Here is a 20,349-nt window from a genome sequence, read left to right on the forward strand (position 1 = left end):
TCCGTTAACGGTAAAGCCGCCATTAATTTGCCTGACGTACGGTATCCGGATCATCGGCCGAGGTCATCCGCCTGAGGTCATCGGAATGATAGCCGACAACCAGTTTTTCACCATCTGTGAGAATCGGCCGGCGCAGCAGCCCCGGTTCAGAAGAGAGGAGCTCGACTGCCTTGCTGAGCGGCAGCGTATCAAGATCCACATTCAGCTGTTTATAGAGCGTACTTCTTGTTGCCAGAATATCTTCGACGCCGGACTTGGTCAGTTTCAGCATCTCCATCAGTTCAGAGGCATTGGGTTTGTTTCGGAAGAGGTGTCTTTCTTCATAGGAAATATCGTGCTGTTTCAGCCATCCCTTGGTTTTCCTGCAGGACGTGCAACTCGGATACGTATAGAACACCAGTTTCTTCATTCGTTTCCCCCCTCGCAGTGCTTATATTATTTTAAATTCCCGAATTGCCGCGAAATAAACCCCTTTTTACAAAAATGCTCGGATTTTTAGTAAAAACGTCGGGAAGCGCTGATCATTGTCCTGTATTTACGGAAAATAAGGACAAAACATGAGTCCGGTGAAAGTAAAGGAAACGAACACGTAAAAATGTCCGGATCCACGTGACGGATCCGGACATCATCATGTTTCAGGCAAATTCAGAAAGAAATATAGTTTCTCGGATTGACAGCGCCCGTATGCGGCGGAGCAGTCCAGGGCCCGACATAGAATTCAAAGTGAAGATGCGTTCCGAAAGCATCCCCGGTCGCGCCCATATAACCGATGACCTGTCCCTGCGATACGGCCTGCCCTGTGGACACAACATAACGGGTCATGTGCGCATAGACAGTAGTATAGCGCTGACCATTTATAAAATGTGAAATCATCACGCAGTTCCCGTAGCTGGATGATTGATAGGCCAGAAAAACAACGCCGTCGGCTGCCGCATGAATCGGTGTACCGGTACTGTTCGCAATATCAATACCCGGGTGCACTTTATGATCAAATGTTCTGTAGCCGAATTCCGACGTGACCACACCTGCAGCCGGCCGGATAAAGCGGCTTCCTGATTCAGGTGCTGCCGGTGATCCGCCGGTGTTCTCCGGCGCCGGATCCTGCTTTTCCGGAGAAGGCGGCGCAGATGAAGCATCAGATCCACTGCCGGAGGAAGACGGCGTCACGCTGGAAGAAGCCTGCACAACTGAAGCACTTACCGAAGTGCCGGGTTCCGACTTTACTCCTGTCGTATTTGTTGAAGCCGCAGCAGCATTCTTTTTGGCGACTTTCTTTGCCGCCGGCTTTGCCGCTGACTCAGTTATCTGCCGGTTTAACACACCAGCCTGTGCACGAAGCACGGCCGCTTCCTCTTTACTGCTCATCACAACCGCATTCAGATCGGATTCCTGCCGGTTCAGTTTCGCCAGCAGTTGCTTCTGACTTGCTTTTTCCTGATTCAGATTCTGGTTCAGCTGACTGAGTCCGGCAAGATCCCGGCGTGTCTGAATCACCCGGGCCTGAATCGTTTTTTGCTTCTCCGCCTGAGCTTTCTGATCTTTTCTCTGATCACTGATTAACTGATAATCATGATCCGCAATGGTTTTCACAGCGCTCAGCCGATCCAGAAAATCACCGAAACTACTCGACCCCATCAGAACATCAAGATAGTTCACAGCACCGCCATTTATGTATACCGTCCGGATCCTGCCCTCCAGCAGTTTCCCGCGCCGGTCGATTCTTTCCCCGATCACCCTGACCTCTTTCTTTAACTGACCGGCTGCCGCCTTATTCAATGCCACTTCCTGACGCTTCTGCAGGATCTGGTTCTGCAGCGATTTAATCTGCTTCCCCGATTTCACAATCGCAGTCATCACATGATCCTGTTTCTGATTTACCTGTGACAGTTTTGCTTTGGTTGTATCTATTTTCGACGCACTGTCCAGCTGTTTCTGCTTGATTTCATCCAGACGGTTCTGCAAAACTGACGAGGATGCAGCATCCGCCGGTTCTGCTGCGAGACCTGCTGTCAGAAACAGGACGAATGATACGATGACCGTCAGACGAAACCACTTTCGCTGTCTCAAATTGATCAGTCCCCCTCCGGTTCTCGTATTCTCGTAAACAAAAAGCCTACTCTATTACAAATAGACGGGTTGATGCGATACTTCTAATTATAGCAAGGATTTTCCCGGTGTTGAGACAAAATATGATTAAATTCTCATTTCATTAACAAAATTCTACAAAAAAACAGGCCTGAAGATGAGCTCAGGTCTGTTCCGTTATTCGATAAAATCAGCCTTATTTTCGCTTGCAGGGCTTTCTTTCCGCGGACGATCCGTGAAAACAAATGCCAGTGGCGATCTGACTTAATAGCCTAACTTCCGGTCGACGATGTTGACTAATTTCTCTCCCGCCCGATATCTATTAATGTTCTCACGGATCAAATCCGCCCGCTTGCGCAGATTGCCGGGACTGACGCCAAGCGAATGAGACGTAATCAGGACATTGTCGAAGTCCCATAGTTTACTTGATTCCGGCAAGGGTTCAGCTGAAGTGACGTCAAGACCTGCTCCGCCCAGCTTTTCTTCCCGGAGTGCTTCGATCAGTGCCGGCTCATCGACGGTACCGCCCCTTCCCGCATTAATAAAGATCGCTCCGGTTTTCATACGGCTGAATCGGCGGCGATCAAACACCGCCTTTGTCTCTTCAGTCAGCGGCAAAACATCAATCACAAAATCACTCTGATTCAGAACCTTATCAAGATCGTTCATCGTGACGAGTGCATCAATAAAATCCGGCTTCTTTCCCGGCGATCGTTTGACGCCGAAAATAGTCGCGCCAAAGGCTTTCAGACGTTTGGCGGTCTCCGTGCCGATATTGCCGAGTCCGACAATGGTCACTTTTGCCCCCTCAAGCTGCCGTACGTGTGCGTCTGTATGCCAGATGTGCTTCTCGGTCTGGCGCACGTATAATGGCAGTTCACGAACGAAAGCGAGCATCAGGGCGATGATGTGTTCCGCTCCGGGTACGCCGAACACGCCGCTCGCATTGGTAATGACAACCTGTCCGGCGATCAGCGGATTTCCGGCGAACTGGTTGGCACCGGCACTGGGCAGCTGCAGCCATCTGAGGTGCGGCATCAGTTGCAACTGTTCGTCTGACGGCCAGCCGACAAATACCTCCGCATCCTTCAGCTGTTCCGGATCATTATCCGCTCCCGATTCGCTGAATTGAAATGTCTCCTCTCCGTCACGCTTAATCTGGTTCATGACATCGGCCGGAATCTGAAACTCATCTGAAAAGCCGAACACAATTTTCCGCAATATGATCACCTGTTTCGCTTAGAATTTCATCATCTTCGACATTGATGCATCCGTCAGTCGACGGGGAACCAGCCGTTCCTCTGTGTAATGATTTTCCACAGGCGGTCGGGAACAACGAGCTCATTCTGGCTGCCTGGATCCAGTGTGACTCGGATACTTCCGGTCTCACCTGCTCTGACTTTCGCCGTCCAGTCAGGCTCCATGATCGCTTCGCGGCCGAGAGCGACAAGATCCGCTCCGTCCCGAAGACCTGCTGCCGCTTCTTCCGGCTGATGGATCCCGCCGACAGCGATCAGCGGCACGCGCTTGCCGATATGATCAGCCAGGAGGTGAACGATCGTTTCGTTATTCCCTTTTTGTCCGGTTGGAACGGACTGAATATTATTCTGCGAGACGTGTACGTAATTCACACCGCGATCGATCAGTCCGTCGACCAGATGCGTCGTATCTTCAACAGTATAGCCGCTGTCTCTATGCACTTCTTCAGGAGAAAAACGATAGCCGACAATAAATGACTTATCGGCATACTTTCTGACGACCGACTGCACTTCATCAAGAACGGCAAAAGAAAAACGCAGCCGGTTTTCAAGTGGGCCGCCCCACTTGTCCGTGCGCCGATTGAAGTACGCCGAAACAAACTGCTGGATCAGATAATGATTGGCTCCATGAATCTCAACTCCGTCGAAACCGGCACGAATCGCCTGCCGGGCGGCGATGCCAAATTCATGCACCACCGTTTCAATCTGCTCCTCCGTCATTTCTTCCGGAATCACTTCCGGATTTGAGAAAGACGGAACGGCACTGGCACTGAGCGTCTGATTGAACAGGACAAATTTCGGTTCGGCCTCACTGCCGCCGTGCTGAATCTGCAGAATCGCTTTGCTGCCGCCGCTCTTCATGGCCTCCGCCAGCCGTTTCAACCGTGGCAGCACGGCATCGTCATAAGCAATAAACTGATGATCGAAAGCCAGTCCGGTCGGCGATACGGCAATGCAGCCGGAGATAAACAATCCTGCCAGTGCAGCACGCCGCTTATAATAGGCAAGCTCCTGATCTGATACGGTACCGTTCAGATTGCCCGACCATGTCGTCATTGGTGCGATCACCAGGCGATTCGGCAGCGTCACCTCATCAGTCAGTTTAAAAGGTTCAAACAAAGCATCATATGAAGCCATCTGTGAATTCCCTCTTCCGATAAAGATAAAATCGAGTTTAGTATAGTCTCGTAATTCACTGATCTGTTAACTATTGATCTGTACCATGCCCGGCTCTTCTACAAGGCGAGCTCAATTTCAACCGGACAATGGTCGGATCCCCTGACGTCGGCAAGAATTTTGGCATCTTTAATCCGCTTCTTCAACCTCTCCGAAATGACAAAGTAGTCGATGCGCCAGCCAACATTCCGGGCCCTTGCATTTCCCATATACGACCACCAGGAATAAGCTCCTTCCCGGTCCGGATGCAGATAACGAAAACTGTCGATGAAACCGGTATCCAGTAATTCCGAGAAGTCCTGTCGTTCTTCAGCTGTGAATCCGGCATTCTTCATATTCGACTTAGGATTCTTCAAGTCAATCGCCTGATGAGCTACATTGAGGTCACCGCAGAAAACGACCGGTTTCCGGCGGTCAAGCCGGTCGATAAAATTTGTAAACGCCTGTCCCCACTTGAGGCGGAACCCAAGCCGTTTCAGGTCGCGCTGTGCGTTCGGTGTGTAAACGGTCATCAGGTAATAATCCTCATATTCGAGTGTGATCACCCGGCCTTCGTGATCGAATTCATCGACACCGATCCCATAGGTGACGTTTAGCGGCTTGTTCTTTGTGATGATGGCGGTTCCGGAATAACCCTTTTTCTCCGCATCATACCAGTACTGAAGATAGTCGGCCGTCTGAAAATCCACCTGGCTGCGCTGAAGCTTGGTTTCCTGAATACAGAACGCATCAGCCCCGGTGTTTTTCAGCCACTCGTTGACGTCCATCTTGCGCTGCAAAGCTCGGAATCCATTGACATTCCATGAGATAAATTTCACGTTCTCCGCTCCTCATCAATTGCTGTTTACTCTATGATTCTATAATATTCATCCGCCTTTTGACAAAGAATCCGTCCGGGCTGAGTGACCGGACGGATTCTTATAAAGTATATGCATTAGTCGTTACTGCTGAATTCCTCTGAATAGTGGTTCAGAAGATCATGCTTCGTATTCCAGACTTTTGGTGAAAGATCGACATAATAATTATGCGGATTTTCGAAGCGCAGCACTTCGGCCCACTGCCGCTTCAGTTGCTGCTTGGCAAAACTCCGGATTTCCTTGACAGAAGGGCTTTGGTAGCACAGCTGACCTTTTTTGAAAATCTGTTTGCGAAGCGTTTCCGCTGTGTAGTTTTTCAGCGTTTTCTTCTTCCATGTAAATACTGGATCAAAGATGGTCAGCGGCTCGTTTTCGTTCAGTACCTCGTCATCTTCGCAGATCAGGTCGCCAATCGCTTTATCCGACTCTTTTTCGTAGATCCGATAGATCTTCTTAAACCCTGGATTGGTGATCTTCTCTTCGTTCTCACTGATTTTGATTCGCGGGATCACTTTTCCGTCACGTTCAATGGCCACAAGCTTGTACACACCGCCGAATACCGGCTCCGACCTGGCTGTAATCAATCGTTCACCGACACCGAATGAATTAATCTGAGCACCTTCAGCAAGAACATCCTTAATGATATGTTCATCCAGGGAGTTGGAGATGACAATGATTGCTTTCGGAAATCCCGCTTCGTCGAGCGCTTTTCTGACCCGCTTGGTCAAATAAGTAATATCACCTGAATCGATCCGAATCCCGAGCGGCTCGTGACCTTTTGCCCGTAGTTCCTTGAATACTTTAATCGCATTCGGCAGTCCGGATTTCAGTACATTATAAGTATCGATCAGCACAAGACACTGATCCGGGTAGGCACGGCCCCATGCCCTGAAAGCTTCCAGTTCGCTGTCGAACAGCTGAACCCAGCTGTGCGCCATCGTGCCGGAGACCGGAATATCGAACATCATACCTGCCAGCGTGTTTGCTGTGGCGGAACAGCCTCCGATCACGGCGGCTCTGGCCCCGTAAATCGCACCATCATAACCTTGGGCACGCCGGGAACCGAATTCCATCACGGAACGGGAACCGGCCACCCGGCAGATTCTGCTTGCCTTGGTCGCGATGAGTGTCTGATGATTGATCGTAACCAGCACCATTGTTTCCAGCAGCTGGGCCTGAATGGCCGGTCCGCGTACGGTAACCAGCGGCTCATTCGGAAATACCGGGTAGCCTTCCGGAATGGCCCAGACATCACAGGAAAATTTAAAATGTGCCAGATAATCAAGAAATTTTTCATTAAAGGCATGGGTTGAGCGGAGATAATTAATGTCATCTTCTGTGAAGCGAAGATGCTGCAGATATTCAATCAGCTGATCCACACCTGCCATAATGCAGTAACCACCGCCATCCGGCACTTTCCTGAAGTACATGTCAAAGTAGACGGTCTGATCGCCCACCCCTTCTTCAAGATAACTGTTCCCCATCGTCAGTTCATAAAAATCAACGAGCATCGACAGATCCCGGTCGTTTTTGACATCAAACCTGCATTCCATTGTCGTACTTCCCCCAGTTATGGTCTGTTATGTAGTCACGATTACTTTGAATCGAGTATACTATTCGTCTTCAGCCTTGTAAACCGAAAACGGATACACGACTGTGTCAACTTTGTCATTTCTTTTCACATTAACAGCGCGTCACTAATTATTTATTTGCGGAAACGCGGTATACTTGAACTGGTTCAGACATAAAAGGCAGGGAGGTTCAACCTTGATCCGATTAATTGCACTTGATCTTGACGGAACACTACTCAATAACGAAAAGAGAATCAGTGCCGCAACACGGAAAGTCCTGATTCAGGCTCAGGAAAAAGGCGTTAAAATCGTCCTCTGTTCCGGGCGTCCGATTGCCGGGATTAAAACTTATCTTGATTTTCTCGGATTAAATGAACATGGAAATTACGCCATCACGTATAATGGCGGACTGGTACAGAAAACGGACTCCGGTGAAGTGCTGTCGGAGAAGATTCTGACCCGCCGTGACATTCAGAACCTCTACGCACTCAGCCGGAAGCTCAGCGTACCGATGAATTTCATCGACCGCAACTATGTCTACTGTCCCCTCCCGCCTGAAGGGAGACCGTCACTTTATGGAACGGTGATGAATTCTCTTCCCTTTATTGGGGCAACCATCGACCGGCTTCCGGGTGATCTAAAAATCAATAAAGTCGTTTATTGTACCGATCAGGATTATCTGGACTCGGCGATCCAAAAGATCCCGGAAAGTTATTCAAAAAAATATTCGTTGCTAAAATCACGGCCGATCCTGTTTGAGATCATGAATAAAGAAGTTGATAAGGGCAAGGGACTGCAGGCGCTCGGTGCCTACCTGAACATCAAGCCTGACGAGATGATGACATGCGGCGATCAGGAAAACGATCTGGCGATGATTCGTCTGGCCGGGCTCGGCGTTGCGATGGGCAATGCGATTCCCGAGGTGAAAGACATCGCACAGTTCGTGACCAAGACAAATGCTGAGGACGGTGTGGCCTACGCCGTCAAAAAATTTGTGCTGAATCAGTAATACAGGCGCAACCTGCATCTATAGCGAAACAGAGGGGATGGAATACACACTTCCACCCCCTCTGCTATTTGTTTGTCCTGCTTCTCTTGTTCCTTTCCGCAGCAGGTGCTCACTTTCCGCGGGCGATCTGTGAGCCTCCTCGGACAAGCCGTTCGGCGAGGACGACGACATAGAGCTGAAGGCCGGGTATGTTCATTTTCAAATTAATTTTTTCGGTATTCGGAACAGCGTGCCGATCCGGACAATTCATGCCCCCACATAACTGGGTAAACGCGAACGGTTAATTTTCAGCGGCAGGTGCTTTGCGCACAAGGTTCATGATTCCGGCGATCAGATAGAGCACTCCCGGGAAAATCTCCGGAAGACTGACAATACCAGCAATAATAAGCAGCCAGCCGGACAGCAGCGGCAGCCTTTTCAAAAAGAGAAGGATTAAGCCGGCAATGGCCAGCAAAATACCGATAACCGATAGTGTGACCAGCGCCCCGCCGATAAAGTGCACAAACTGGATCACCTGGCCGATTTCCAGGTCTGTCAGTTTCTTGCCTGTTTCCGCAGCCATCAGCTGTACTCTCAGCGCGTCTGAATCAATCAGCAAGATCCTGATGCCCGAGATCATCGCCAGGATATTCAGCACAGCTCCAATAATCGCAAGCGCCTTCTCACCCGTTCTTTTCAATGATTGTCACCCCCTGCCGTGCAAACGGCTTACTCAGATAATCCGCAATGGCAATTAAAAAGAGCTAATATTAACTATATACCTTCAACTGAAGAATAAAAACACCACTTCTTCGATTCATTACATTTGGCTGTCATTTTCCACTGCACGCGGTCGCTGTCTTCTTCTATACCATCGATTGCGCATGTTATCGTCCCGAGCTCAATATAATGAAATGCCTGACGTATTTGACAATTCCATAACATTTTCATCGAGGAGGTTTTACGATGACTGAGAGCAAATTTGCTTCAGCAGAAACAAAATTTGCGGATACCTCGATCAACTACACAAAAGTGGTTGAGACTCCGGCTTTCAGCCAGTTACTGCGCAAGAAACGGAACTTCATTCTGCCCTTCTCCCTGTTCTTTCTGGTCTTCTATTTCACACTGCCTGTGCTGACGGCCTATACGCATGTGCTGAATCACCCTGCCTTCGCCTCCATCAACTGGGCCTGGATTTTTGCTTTCGCACAGTTCGTAATGACCTGGACCCTTTGTATTCTGTATACACGACGTGCCGCCGGTTTTGACCGGCTGATCAAGACCATTCAGAAAGAAGTGACCGAATTAAAGGGGGATCAGTAAATGAACGGACTTGCCTTCACGCTTTTCCTGATGATCGTCGGTCTGACACTGCTCATTACCTATCTGGCGGCAAAACGAACAAAGACAACGAGCGATTTTTATACGGCAGATGCAAGTCTGACCGGCTGGCAAAACGGTGTGGCTATTGCCGGAGACTATATGTCGGCTGCGTCATTTTTAGGCATCGCCGGTATGATAGCGCTTTCAGGTTTTGACGGGTTCTTCTACAGTATCGGTTTCCTGGTGGCCTATCTGGTTGTCCTCTTCCTTGTCGCGGAGCCGCTCCGCAACCTTGGAAAATATACGCTCGCCGATATGATCGCCGCCCGGTTCAAATCAAGAAAAGTACGCGGCGTTGCCGCACTGAATACGATCACCATCTCGATTTTCTATATGATCGCGCAGCTCGTTGGTGCCGGTGCATTGATTCATTTACTGATCGGTCTTGACTATGTCTATTCTGTGCTGATTGTCGGTGTGCTGATGACCATCTATGTCGTATTCGGAGGAATGATGGCAACCAGCTGGGTCCAGATCGTCAAAGCCATTCTCCTGATGGTCGGCACCTTCATCATTTCATTTATCGTCTTCGCCAAATTCGGATTTAATATCTCCCGTATGTTTACCGAAGTCAAGACGGCAACGCCGCTCGGCGCCAGTTTTTTAAATCCGGGAAATAAGTTTACCAACCCGCTTGATATGATCTCGCTGAATCTGGCACTTGTGCTCGGAACAGCCGGTCTGCCCCACATTCTGACACGTTTCTTTACGGTGAAAGATGCGATCACAGCCCGGAAATCGGTTGTTTACGCCACATGGATCATTGGTATTTTCTATATACTGACGGTATTCCTCGGTTTCGGAGCTGCTGCGTTTGTCGGACACGATCGCATTATTGCTGCTAATGAAGCGGGTAACATGGCCGCACCGCTGCTCGCCCAGGCGCTCGGCGGCGACTTCCTGTTTGCTTTTGTCTCAGCCGTCGCCTTCGCAACAATTCTGGCTGTTGTCGCCGGTCTTGTCCTTTCGGCTGCATCAGCATTCGCCCACGACTTTTACAGCCATATTCTCCGGCGCGGGAAAGCATCGGAAAAAGAGCAGGTTTCGGCCGCTCGCTGGGCAGCGATCGGCGTCTCCGTTCTGTCGATCCTGCTTGCCCTTTTTGCCCAAAAAATGAATGTGGCTTTCCTGGTCTCGCTGGCTTTCGCGGTTGCCGCGAGCAGTAACCTGCCGATCATTTTATTCACAATATTTTGGAAACGTTTTAATATGGCTGGGGCAGTCACAGGCATGCTTGTCGGATTATTGAGCGCCTTGATTCTTGTTGCTGTCGGGCCTAATGTGTGGTCACCGGATGGAACGGCGATATTTATCGGCAACCCGCTCATTCATCTGACCAATCCGGGTATCATCTCCATACCGCTTGGTTTTCTGGGCGCAATCATCGGCACAGTGGTCTCCGGCAGAAACATTGATGAAGAGAAATTTGCCGAGATTTTAGTGAAGGCGAATACGGGAATCGGTATTGAAAATCCAGCAAAAAGTTAAAACTGGTTTTTGCAAAAAAAATCCGGTGCTCGAATCAGCGTCGGATTTTTTTGTTTTCAGTACATATCAATTCTGTTAAAGGATGCTGCGCGTCAGTTTCCGAGTGTCACCAGTCTGGTCTTGTTCAGCGGCTTGTACGGACCGGTCAGCGAGCCTGAAACAAAGCCGGGCATAAATAGCTGGATGTCCCAAATAAAAGATAAATCTGACTGAATTGCAAACTGTTAGTAAATCCCGTTCAATTTGTCAGATATATCTAATAAAAATGATATATTATAACAGTATTGGTAAAATTAAACTGTTATGATTAAAAATAATTGAGAGTGGTAAACGTCTCCTTATTCAGAGGACGATACCCTCTCAATTCTGCCGGTTGCCCTTGCAATGGTGCTGTTCTTCGATGCCCGATCGGGAACCAACCGGAAGGCTGTAAATGCAGCTGAAATAAAATATGCTATCCTAGTGGGGAGTACTAGCAACAACATGAATACCAGCAACAACAACTCAATCATCAGAAGGCTATGCCTATAAAAACAATCCAGATGACATATGCACTGAACACGGCTTTCACCTCCTTCTGATATAATGAATGATATCATGATTCGACATGATCTTTTTAATATGTAGAATATACTCACATACTTAGGAGAATGGTCCTATGGAATATGAATTGGGTGAAGTGCTGAAAAAAATAAGACAGTCAAAGCGATACACGCAGCAGTATATCTCTGAAGGCGAAATGTCGCGGACAACTTATGCAAAAATCGAAGCAGGAAAAATGCAGCCGACAGTAGGTAAATTTATGCATATCCTGGAACGGCTGGATCTTACATACGATGAATTTAAATATATTAAAAACGTTTATGCTCTGGATCGAAAAGATGAAATCATCTTTGATCTCTCTCATATTTCAACCAATATGGAAACAAAAGGGCTGAATCAGATCATTTCCAAATGTGATGTATATCTTGACCAGCATTCCGACAGCATTGTCGACGACATTCGTTCAGTTTGCAGAGCACTCCTCCTCATTCAAGAAACAATGGATTTGTCGCTTGCCTACCCGCTGGCCGAAAAAGTCTGGCATCGGCTGTCACAACTGGATAACTGGTATTCAATCGAATTAAAGCTGATCAACAACATCTTTTTCTTCTTTCCATTAGAAACAGGGATCGCGATTGTCAAACGCGCCGTACGTGAAATAGACCGCCTTTCTTCACTTAATAAAATTAGTGAATTAAAGGCAGCCTATTTAATCAATCTTACTATTCTTCTTATAAAGAATAAGAAGTACGCGGAGGCTTACGAATACGCGCAGGAAGGCATTGCCGAATGCATTGCGGAGAAAAGATATGAAATCATCGCCGTCGGCTATGTCAGAAAGGGCATCGCATTAATCAATATGGGCAAGATCGGCGCCGGTAAAGCTGCGGTCAGAAAGGCCCTGCAGATCAGCTCGGCGCTCGACCAGACGCAGTTAACCGCGTCGATCAGGGAAGAAGTGCGACAGACGACAAACGCCGGAATCGAATTGTGATCCCGACGTTTGATCGCTCAGACTGATCGCCCTGTTTGAGCGCTCAAGTAAAAATTCACTTAAATGCTGTTTACTTCGTCCATCAGTTCTTTGTCCCAGACCCAGTCGCTGCAGAAACCGCGTCGGTGACATTGATCCCGCTATCCGGCGCCAGATCGATAATTCTGTCTGATTCCTGTTCATCGATCCAGCGGCCAAACGCCATCGTTCCCAGCGATAAGTTCGACACGCTCAGTCCGGTATTGCCCAGGTAATGATACTGCATCATTCACTCGCCACCCGATTCCTTAGTTTCTTCCATTATTATAGCTGCTCCGCGGACTGTCCGGAAAACCGACTTCAGGAAAAAAGCAAAGACGCAAAAAGGATTCTCCGCTAGAGCGACGGAAAATCCTTTGGGGATATACCACGATTTGCAGATATGCACTTCAGTTGTTACTTTTCCGGGATGACCAGCTGCTGGTTCGGGAAAATCAGGGTTGACTGAATATGATTTGCTTCAACCAACTTGAATACGGTGGTATGGTGAGCTACCGCAATATCCCATAGAGTGTCGCCCTTTTTAATTGAATATTTTTTGGAAACTTTTGCCGGTTGTGCCACCGTCAGTTTCTGTCCGGCGTAGATGGTGTCCGAATTCAGATGATTGGCTGTCTTAATCTGTGCCACACTGATCCCGTTATCTCTGGAAATTGCCCAGAGAGAATCACCGGCATTAACCACATAGGTCCCATGTGCCGCCTTGGCAACACTGCGTGAAGCGGTCTGCGCAGCAGTGGTTTTAGCCTGAGTGGTTGTTTTAGCTGTTGTGGTTTTGGATGCTGCTTCCGTTGTTGCTTTTGTTGCGGCTTGAGAAGTCGCCGGTTTTGCCTGAGAAGATGCTGTCTTAACGGTTGCTGCCGTACTCTTGGCTGCAGTTGCCGCAGGCTGCGTTTTTGCTGTCTGTACCGCCTGGCCTTTCAATTTCAGTACCTGACCGGCATTGATCTGATCAGAGGACAATCCGTTGATCGCTTTCAGATTGGCTACAGAAACATTGACTTTCAGACTGATCTCCGAAAGCGTGTCTCCGCTCTGAATTTTATAGGTTGATGCATTTTGCGCAGAGGGTGTTGCTGCCGACTTTATCGAAGCAGCCGGATGATAGGAAATAGCAGCTTTAGTCGAAGCGGACTTTGGAGCAGCTGCTTTCTTCGCTGTCTGCTGCGGCGCCTGCTGGCTGGAAACTACCCGGCGGGCTGTCACATATTTCGGTGCCCAGTAACTGGAGGCGCCGCCATTAAAGATTTGCGTTGCACGAACACCGGTGTTTTCATTTTCGGCGCTAATCATCCGATTATTGCCGACATAAATGCCGACATGTGAAATTCCGGCACCTGATGTGTTGAAGAAGACCAGATCTCCGGGCTGCAGGTTGGCCTGGCTGACCGGGGCCCCATAACTCGCTTGTGCTGCGGAACTATGCGGTAAATTGATACCGAGCTGTCCGAACACTTTTTTGGTAAAACCGGAGCAATCGTTCGCTCCCCAGACGTATTTCTGACCAATGCCATTTTGTGCCAGATTCACGACGCTTGATGATGTTGCAGCTTTTGCCTGCTGGGCGAATCCGGTTCCGCTTCCTGCAACGACCAGGCCGCCAATTAACGCGGCTGAAATAATACTCTTTTTCATGTTGTATTCCCCCAGTTAATTTCTTGGTTCAATGACGATACACAACTATGTATCCCCGGTCGTTCTCGACCAACACTATTAATAGTAGGCGCTTTATCTTTCACAGCGGTTACACGTAATTAACAGTGAGAATACGACTTGATGACAGAAATTTAATATTCGATACAGTATCCGTCATCAAATTAATAAATTTTCATTGCAAGAAATTTTTTACATTAAAATAAAACACTTCACGATATTCGCTTGTCTCATTAACTGAGTCCGATTATGATAGTCATGTAATCGTTTTCCAAAATTAATCATGACGAAAGGATCTGTGGCCGATGGAAAATTCTTTTCAGGCGCTGACTGTAGATAAAAAGGGGAAGCAGTTTTCGGTCCGACTCAATCGATATACAGTCGATAAGCTTCCTGATGATGATGTCTTGATCCGTGTCCGTTATTCAGATATCAACTATAAAGACGGTCTGGCCGGCACTCCTGATGGAAAGATTATCAGAACTTATCCCTTCATTCCCGGAATCGATCTGGCGGGAGAAGTCGTTTCCTCACGGGATCCGCGTTTCCATACAGGAGACAGCGTCATTGCGACCGGTTATGACATCGGTGTCACTCACTTCGGCGGATACAGTGAATATGTCCGGATGCCGGGGGACTGGCTCGTTCCGCTGCCGAAAGCCATGACCTTTAAACAGTCGATGTTCTATGGAACGGCCGGTTTCACAGCAGCGCTTGCCATTCAGCGTCTGGAAGACAGCGGGTTGACGCCTTCACAGGGTAAAGTGCTCGTCACCGGCGCTACTGGCGGCGTTGGGAGTCTGGCCATTGCCATGCTGTCAAAGCGCGGCTATCGTGTCGTCGCCGAAAGCGGCAAAGCCGCGGCAAAAGACTATTTAAAACAGCTTGGTACAGAAGAAATTATTCCCCGCTTCAAGGTGAACGATGGTGCAATCAGGCCGCTTGCCCATCAGCAATGGGCCGCGGCCGTTGACACGGTCGGCGGCAGCGCACTGGCCGTCGTACTCAGCCAGATCAAGCAGCACGGCTCCGTCGCCGCCTGCGGCAATGCCGGCGGCAATCACGTACCCGCCACAATTTTTCCATTTATCCTTCGCGGCGTCAGTCTTGTCGGAATCGATTCCGTGTATTGTCCGATGAGTCTGCGACTGAAAATCTGGCATCGGCTGACGAATGATCTGAACATCAGTGATCAATCCGGCCTCATCAGCAAAGAAATCACGTTGCGCGAACTTCCGGATCAGCTGACGGACATTATCAAGGGAAAACATTTGGGCCGGACGCTCGTGAAACTATGCTGAAAGTCGGGACAGCTTCATCGCTCAGGCGGTACCATACTGCAAGTCAAATCACTTCTCCGAAATAAGCAGAAAAAGCAGGCTGTCTCAGGATCGGAAGAATGATCCGTGAGACAGCCTGTGATTGTTTAAAGATACGGCAGCTTATTTTGACAGGGACCTGGCCTGCTTCATTTTTTTGAAGAGGGAACCTGAGGTATAGGTCAGAACCGAACCCTTATAGAAACGCAGACTGAACAGGAACAGCCAGATGATCGTCCCTGCCAGCAAAAGCAAGGATGCGGCAGCCTGCCACAGTCCCATATCGGTCGCGCCGATGCGCATCGGCATGATCATCGATGCGGTAAACGGAATGAAGGAAAAGATCTTAATCAGCAGCGTATCCGGATTCGCCATGCCGCTGATGGCGATGAAGAACCCGATCATTAACACGAACGTGACCGGCATGATCGCCTGACCGACATCCTGCACTTTGTTCACCAGCGAGCCAAGCACCGCGCCGATCAGTGTATACAGAATGCAGGCGAGAATGAAGAACAGCAGCGCATAGAAAATATAGGATGCAGAAACACTCGATAAAGCGGTGCCGGCCAGATGCCAGTACTTACCTCCATAGAAGCCGGCAGCCATGAGGCAAACCGCTCCGAGGATAAGGAAAATCTGGGTAAAAGCGAGCATCAGAATGCCTGCGACGCGTGAAAGCAGATGAATCACCGGCGACGAACTTGAAATAATAATTTCCATAATCCGTGAATCTTTTTCCGCCGCGACTTCCGAAGAGATCATCGACAGATAGGAAATGACAAACAGGTAGATAAAGAAGGCGACCGCGTAGGAAATAAATGTCGCTGTCGTTTTCACCTCGGCCGACTTTCCATTAGCCTGATGGTCAATCGTCTTCTGATCGAGATTAATCTTGGTGGTCAGAATACGCTGGGCCTGTTCCGGCGTCAGTTTCATCTGTTGGATCGTAAACAGCTGATTGGCGGTCTGAACATATTGACTGAGTGCCTGCTGATCATTCAGCTGCAGCGGTGTATCTGTCCGAATCTGTGCGGTCATGCGCCCGCTGCCGTCAAGTGCCAGCAATAGCGTACCATCTGCTTTTTTAGCTGTCACAGCCTGATCGGCCTGCTGCAGGCTGCCGTTGAAGGAATTGAATTTGATCCTGCTGTCACCTTTGAGCAGTTCGCCGGCATGTGCCCGTGTCTGATCCACAACAGAAATGTTGATCGCCTGACTTTTTGACGAAAACCAGCTGCTGATTGTCGGCCACATAAAAGCCGTAAAAACAGCCAGCAGAACGATTGCGGTGGTAATCAGAAAGGATTTGGCTTTCAGTTTGCTGAAATAGGACTGTGAAAAAAGGATCATGAATTTAGACAAGTGCTTCCCCTACCTTTCTCTTGAAGATCTCTTCAAGCGACAGATAGTCGAGGCTGAACCGCTCGATAAATCCTCTTTCGGTCACCTGGTCAAAAATGTTCCTGGCCTGTTCTTCATCAGATAATAACAGCCGGAACATGTCTTTCTCTCGCGTCACTGAAACAACCCCCGGCATCACCGACAATTCTTCTTTCTCAAATGGCCCGCGTATGGTCAGATTCACCTTGCCGAACTGTGCCTTAAGATCATGCAGTGGCCCGCTGAACAGTGATTCACCACGCTTCATCAGACAGAGGTGGTCACAGAGTTCCTCGACATGATCCATCCGATGGCTGGAGAAAATGATCGTCGCTCCCTGATTTTTCAAATCGATGATGGCATCTTTTAAAAGCGCCGCGTTTACCGGATCGAGTCCGCTGAAGGGCTCATCGAGAATCAGCAGAGACGGCTGATGGATCAGGCTGACGATCAGCTGAACCTTTTGCTGATTTCCTTTTGACAGTGTTTCCGTCAGCGCCTGCTTCTTATCAGCAAGATCAAAACGGTCAAGCCAGTATTCCGCTTTCTTTTTCATGTCCAATTTAGCTTTCCCCCGCAGTCGTCCGAAGAAAATCAGCTGTTCTTCCACCGGCATTTTCGGATACAGGCCCCGCTCTTCAGGCAGATAGCCAATCATATCCCTGTTCAGCGTATGAACTGCTTTGCCATTCCAGCTGATCGTTCCTCCCGACGGGGCAAGCAGATTCAGGATCATCCGGAACGTTGTCGTTTTACCGGCACCGTTTTGGCCGATCAGACCGAATATTTTTCCCTCCTCAGCCTCAAAATTCAGATCATTCACGGCAACAAATGTTTGAAAACGTTTGCTGAGATGGTTCACTCTCAGTGTCATAGTTCCCCTCTTTTCGTGATTTCTAAATGTGCCTGATCCTTGCCAGATCACTTCCACATTATCCTTATGTTAACATAGTCTCGTACCATTTTATTGAATGTGGAGGGTGCCGCACTGCACCGAAACACGTGAAGACCGAAAAACCGGTTGCGAAGACCGAAAACAGCACTTTCAAGACCGAAAAGCCGACTGCAAAGACCGATAAACTGATTCAGGCAGAGTTGCTGAGAAATTGTACAATGTATCTTACCGTCTATTTTCCATAGGTATGAATCGCAGCACGGATATTGATGATATTATTTTGAATTCAGTCAGTGCCCTGATAGGTATCATTTTTTATATTTCCTAGCTAAAAGTGAAATCAAAAATCAGAAAGCTAAAATGGTTGACCGGATCACACGATATGTAATACGTACTGATATCGTAATTATTTCAAACAAACATTGGGGAATGATTGTAGATAATACAGAATTAGAACAGAAATTGCCCAGTTTTCTCCGCTGGCAACTCCTCCCTTGACTGCATTGCCTGAGCGCATTACAATAAAAAAGCCGATGGGGTTCATCAAATGATTGCGTTAGTATCCAGGCGGAAAGTAGCTCAGCTTGGTAGAGCACATGGCTGGGGGCCATGTGGTCGCAGGTTCAAATCCTGTCTTTCCGATAAAGCCCGCTGTTGAGGGATTTTCAAGGGCTCATTCAGAAAAATGGGTTGCCCTCTGCAACGAATCAGGTCAAATGGTTTTTACAGTTTCTCAGTGAGTACTTCCGGTACATTACCGGGAGTTTTTTATTCGGATCGCCAACCGGAAAAATTCAACTTAGTTTTCAATGATTTCGTAAAAACTAAAAGACCTTTCTCATCAGGGAAGGGCCTTTTAAAAATTTGTTTTTCCTGTTTCCTCACGGCAGTGTTTTAATTACAGATTTATTAAACGGTATAGCCGCCGGCCTCAATAACACGTCCGGCGATTTTTGTTTTCATCTGCATCACATTAGCCGGGAACGCTTTCGCTAATTTTTCTGCAGTGGCAAAGAGATTTTGCCCGGCCCCGAGATCCACGACTTCTGCCAGAACTTCTCTGGCAAGCGATCCAACAGTTTCAAAACTTTTCTGAATAAACAGCCGGGCCATGTCGAGGCTGTTTTCAGCTTTCTCGCTCCCTATTCTGTCCCGACGTTTCAGCGTGCGCAGCAGAACACTGTCCATTGTATAGATCTGAATAATGATGTCGCTGAGATGCCCGGCCACCTGCTGCTCCTTCTGCAGATCCCTGCCGTATTTCTTCTCCGCCTCACCAAGCGCAATCAGCAACAGTTTCTTCGCCCGGGAGACAAGATCAGCTTCTCCTTCCAGAGAATCCGCTGCCGGGGATTTTGTACGCTCAGGCGCAAGTGTCTCGATTTTCTCGAAAAGCGGCAGTTCGCCTTTCGCAGCTTTCTTCAACAGTGTGCCGACAATGACCAGACGGTTGATTTCATTTGTCCCTTCAAAGATCCGGTTAATACGTGAATCGCGGTAGATCCGCTCAATTTTGTAGTCCTGTGTATATCCGTACCCCCCGTGAATCTGCACGCCTTCATCTGCTACAGCACTTAAGGTTTCGGATCCGAACACTTTATTGATCGAGCACTCCATGGCATACTCAGCGATCCCCTCCGCCGACTGACATCCGGCTTCCGGACTCATATGATCCACATCCTTAAGCGAGGCATCGATCAGTCCCGCGGTTCGATAGACAATGCTTTCGAGGGCATAAGTTTTTGTATTCATTTCCGCCAGTTTTTTCTGAATCAATGGAAAAGAGGCAACCGGCCTGCCGAACTGAATCCGCTCAACGGCGAACCTGGTGGCGAGTTTGATCGCCTCTTTCGCAGCGCCAAGCCCGGTCATCCCAAGTTTAAAGCGGCCGATGTTAAGAATGTTAAAAGCGATAATATGCCCTTTGCCTCGTTCACCAAGCAAATTGTCCACGGGTACTTTGACATCGTCTAAAATCACTGCACGTGTGGACGATCCCTTAATCCCCATCTTTTTCTCTTCAGGACCCAGGCTGACCCCATCCATTGTTTTTTCGACAATGAACGCACTGAAATCTTTTCCTTCGATCCGGGCGTAAACAATGAAAAGATCTGCAAACCCGGCATTCGTGATAAATTGTTTCCGGCCGTTGAGCAGATAATAGTTCCCGTCATCCGACAAGCGGGCCGTCGTTCTCGCACTCAGCGCATCGGAACCTGACGAGGGTTCAGTCAGGCAATAGGCGGCAATCTTCCTTCCTGCGGCCAGATCAGGGAGATATTTTTCCTTCTGGCGCTTGTTGCCGAAGAAGACAATCGGCAGCGTTCCGATCCCTGTGTGAACCGAAGCTGACAGACAAAAGGAGGATCCTTCGGCCAGCGACTCAGTAATCAGCGCAGCACTCACCTTATCAAGGCCCAGGCCACCGAACGGTTCGGGGACATCTGCACCGAGCAGGCCGAGCTCGCCCGCTTCCTGAAGCAGTTTCACCGTCAATTCATAATTAAGCTGCTCAATTTCCTGATCATGCGGAACTACCGACTTTTCAATAAAATTTTTGGTCGTTTCCGCAAACATCAATTGTTCTGCTGTGAAGTCTTCCGGGGTAACCATCGTTTCCTTTTCAATAGAATCAATCAGAAAACGGCCACCGCCGGTCTTCCCGCTTTTCAATGCCACCGTAATCCTCTCCTTTAAGAAGCGAAAATATGTTCAT

At 48.6% G+C, this 20,349-nt stretch carries 17 protein-coding genes and 1 tRNA gene; 6 read left to right on the forward strand and 12 right to left on the reverse strand.

Features of this window, described 5'->3' with window-relative positions:
- Positions 1–22: 22 nt before the first annotated feature.
- The 6 genes from D889_RS14955 to D889_RS0109875 all read right to left on the reverse strand — a co-directional run bounded on the left by D889_RS14955 (position 23) and on the right by D889_RS0109875 (position 6,930).
- Complete coding sequence (locus D889_RS14955) at positions 23–409, reverse strand: Spx/MgsR family RNA polymerase-binding regulatory protein (protein ID WP_010631997.1); 387 nt, start codon at positions 407–409, stop codon at positions 23–25.
- 236 nt (positions 410–645) lie between these two features.
- Entirely contained in the window at positions 646–2,067 is a 1,422-nt protein-coding gene (locus D889_RS0109850; protein ID WP_010631998.1) for a murein hydrolase activator EnvC family protein, read from the reverse strand.
- Positions 2,068–2,349: 282 nt separating this feature from the next.
- Entirely contained in the window at positions 2,350–3,306 is a 957-nt protein-coding gene (locus tag D889_RS0109860; protein WP_010631999.1) for a D-2-hydroxyacid dehydrogenase, read from the reverse strand.
- A gap of 53 nt (positions 3,307–3,359) precedes the next feature.
- Positions 3,360–4,481 (reverse strand): NADH-dependent flavin oxidoreductase, encoded by a 1,122-nt coding sequence (locus D889_RS0109865; protein ID WP_010632000.1) that lies wholly within the window; start codon positions 4,479–4,481, stop codon positions 3,360–3,362.
- 98 nt (positions 4,482–4,579) lie between these two features.
- Positions 4,580–5,338 (reverse strand): exodeoxyribonuclease III, encoded by a 759-nt coding sequence (locus D889_RS0109870; RefSeq protein ID WP_010632001.1) that lies wholly within the window; start codon positions 5,336–5,338, stop codon positions 4,580–4,582.
- A 116-nt stretch (positions 5,339–5,454) separates the two neighbouring features.
- Positions 5,455–6,930 (reverse strand): nicotinate phosphoribosyltransferase, encoded by a 1,476-nt coding sequence (locus D889_RS0109875; protein ID WP_010632002.1) that lies wholly within the window; start codon positions 6,928–6,930, stop codon positions 5,455–5,457.
- 214 nt (positions 6,931–7,144) lie between these two features.
- Between D889_RS0109875 and yidA the strand changes: the two genes are divergently transcribed.
- On the forward strand, positions 7,145–7,957 hold the full coding sequence (gene yidA, locus D889_RS0109880; RefSeq protein WP_010632003.1) for a sugar-phosphatase: 813 nt from the start codon (positions 7,145–7,147) through the stop codon (positions 7,955–7,957).
- 280 nt (positions 7,958–8,237) lie between these two features.
- On the opposite strand, the gene D889_RS0109890 is transcribed toward yidA, so the two are convergent.
- The gene (locus D889_RS0109890) at positions 8,238–8,636 is read right to left on the reverse strand and encodes a DUF4064 domain-containing protein (protein WP_010632004.1); all 399 of its coding nucleotides are present in this window, start codon (positions 8,634–8,636) and stop codon (positions 8,238–8,240) included.
- A 266-nt stretch (positions 8,637–8,902) separates the two neighbouring features.
- On the opposite strand from D889_RS0109890, the gene D889_RS0109895 reads away from it, so the two are divergent.
- From D889_RS0109895 to D889_RS0109905, 3 genes are all read left to right on the forward strand, one after another.
- Positions 8,903–9,259 (forward strand): DUF485 domain-containing protein, encoded by a 357-nt coding sequence (locus D889_RS0109895; protein WP_010632005.1) that lies wholly within the window; start codon positions 8,903–8,905, stop codon positions 9,257–9,259.
- Positions 9,260–10,807, forward strand: a complete 1,548-nt coding sequence (locus tag D889_RS0109900) for a solute symporter family protein (protein ID WP_010632006.1) — start codon at positions 9,260–9,262, stop codon at positions 10,805–10,807.
- 658 nt (positions 10,808–11,465) lie between these two features.
- The gene (locus D889_RS0109905; protein WP_010632008.1) at positions 11,466–12,344 is read left to right on the forward strand and encodes a helix-turn-helix domain-containing protein; all 879 of its coding nucleotides are present in this window, start codon (positions 11,466–11,468) and stop codon (positions 12,342–12,344) included.
- A gap of 82 nt (positions 12,345–12,426) precedes the next feature.
- Here D889_RS0109905 and D889_RS0109910 read toward each other — a convergent pair whose 3' ends face one another.
- Together D889_RS0109910 and D889_RS0109915 are read right to left on the reverse strand one after the other, a co-directional pair.
- Positions 12,427–12,612 (reverse strand): aldo/keto reductase, encoded by a 186-nt coding sequence (locus tag D889_RS0109910; protein ID WP_018962316.1) that lies wholly within the window; start codon positions 12,610–12,612, stop codon positions 12,427–12,429.
- Positions 12,613–12,779: 167 nt separating this feature from the next.
- Positions 12,780–14,018, reverse strand: coding sequence for a LysM peptidoglycan-binding domain-containing protein (locus tag D889_RS0109915; protein WP_010632010.1), 1,239 nt, complete (start codon positions 14,016–14,018; stop codon positions 12,780–12,782).
- 323 nt (positions 14,019–14,341) lie between these two features.
- Between D889_RS0109915 and D889_RS0109920 the strand changes: the two genes are divergently transcribed.
- On the forward strand, positions 14,342–15,337 hold the full coding sequence (locus D889_RS0109920; RefSeq protein ID WP_010632011.1) for an oxidoreductase: 996 nt from the start codon (positions 14,342–14,344) through the stop codon (positions 15,335–15,337).
- A gap of 141 nt (positions 15,338–15,478) precedes the next feature.
- Here D889_RS0109920 and D889_RS0109925 read toward each other — a convergent pair whose 3' ends face one another.
- Both D889_RS0109925 and D889_RS0109930 read right to left on the reverse strand, forming a co-directional pair.
- The gene (locus tag D889_RS0109925; RefSeq protein WP_018962317.1) at positions 15,479–16,720 is read right to left on the reverse strand and encodes an ABC transporter permease; all 1,242 of its coding nucleotides are present in this window, start codon (positions 16,718–16,720) and stop codon (positions 15,479–15,481) included.
- Positions 16,713–17,612, reverse strand: a complete 900-nt coding sequence (locus tag D889_RS0109930) for an ABC transporter ATP-binding protein (protein ID WP_010632013.1) — start codon at positions 17,610–17,612, stop codon at positions 16,713–16,715. Before D889_RS0109930 ends, D889_RS0109925 begins: the two co-directional genes overlap by 8 nt.
- 589 nt (positions 17,613–18,201) lie before the next feature.
- Here D889_RS0109930 and D889_RS0109940 point away from each other — a divergent pair.
- A tRNA-Pro gene (locus D889_RS0109940) sits at positions 18,202–18,275 on the forward strand.
- A 267-nt stretch (positions 18,276–18,542) separates the two neighbouring features.
- On the opposite strand, the gene D889_RS0109945 is transcribed toward D889_RS0109940, so the two are convergent.
- Positions 18,543–20,312: an acyl-CoA dehydrogenase family protein gene (locus tag D889_RS0109945; protein ID WP_010632014.1), complete on the reverse strand. Its 1,770-nt coding sequence runs from the start codon at positions 20,310–20,312 to the stop codon at positions 18,543–18,545.
- Positions 20,313–20,349 lie beyond the last annotated feature (37 nt).

Source organism: Sporolactobacillus vineae DSM 21990 = SL153 (assembly GCF_000377985.1).
GTDB lineage: Bacteria > Bacillota > Bacilli > Bacillales > Sporolactobacillaceae > Sporolactobacillus > Sporolactobacillus vineae.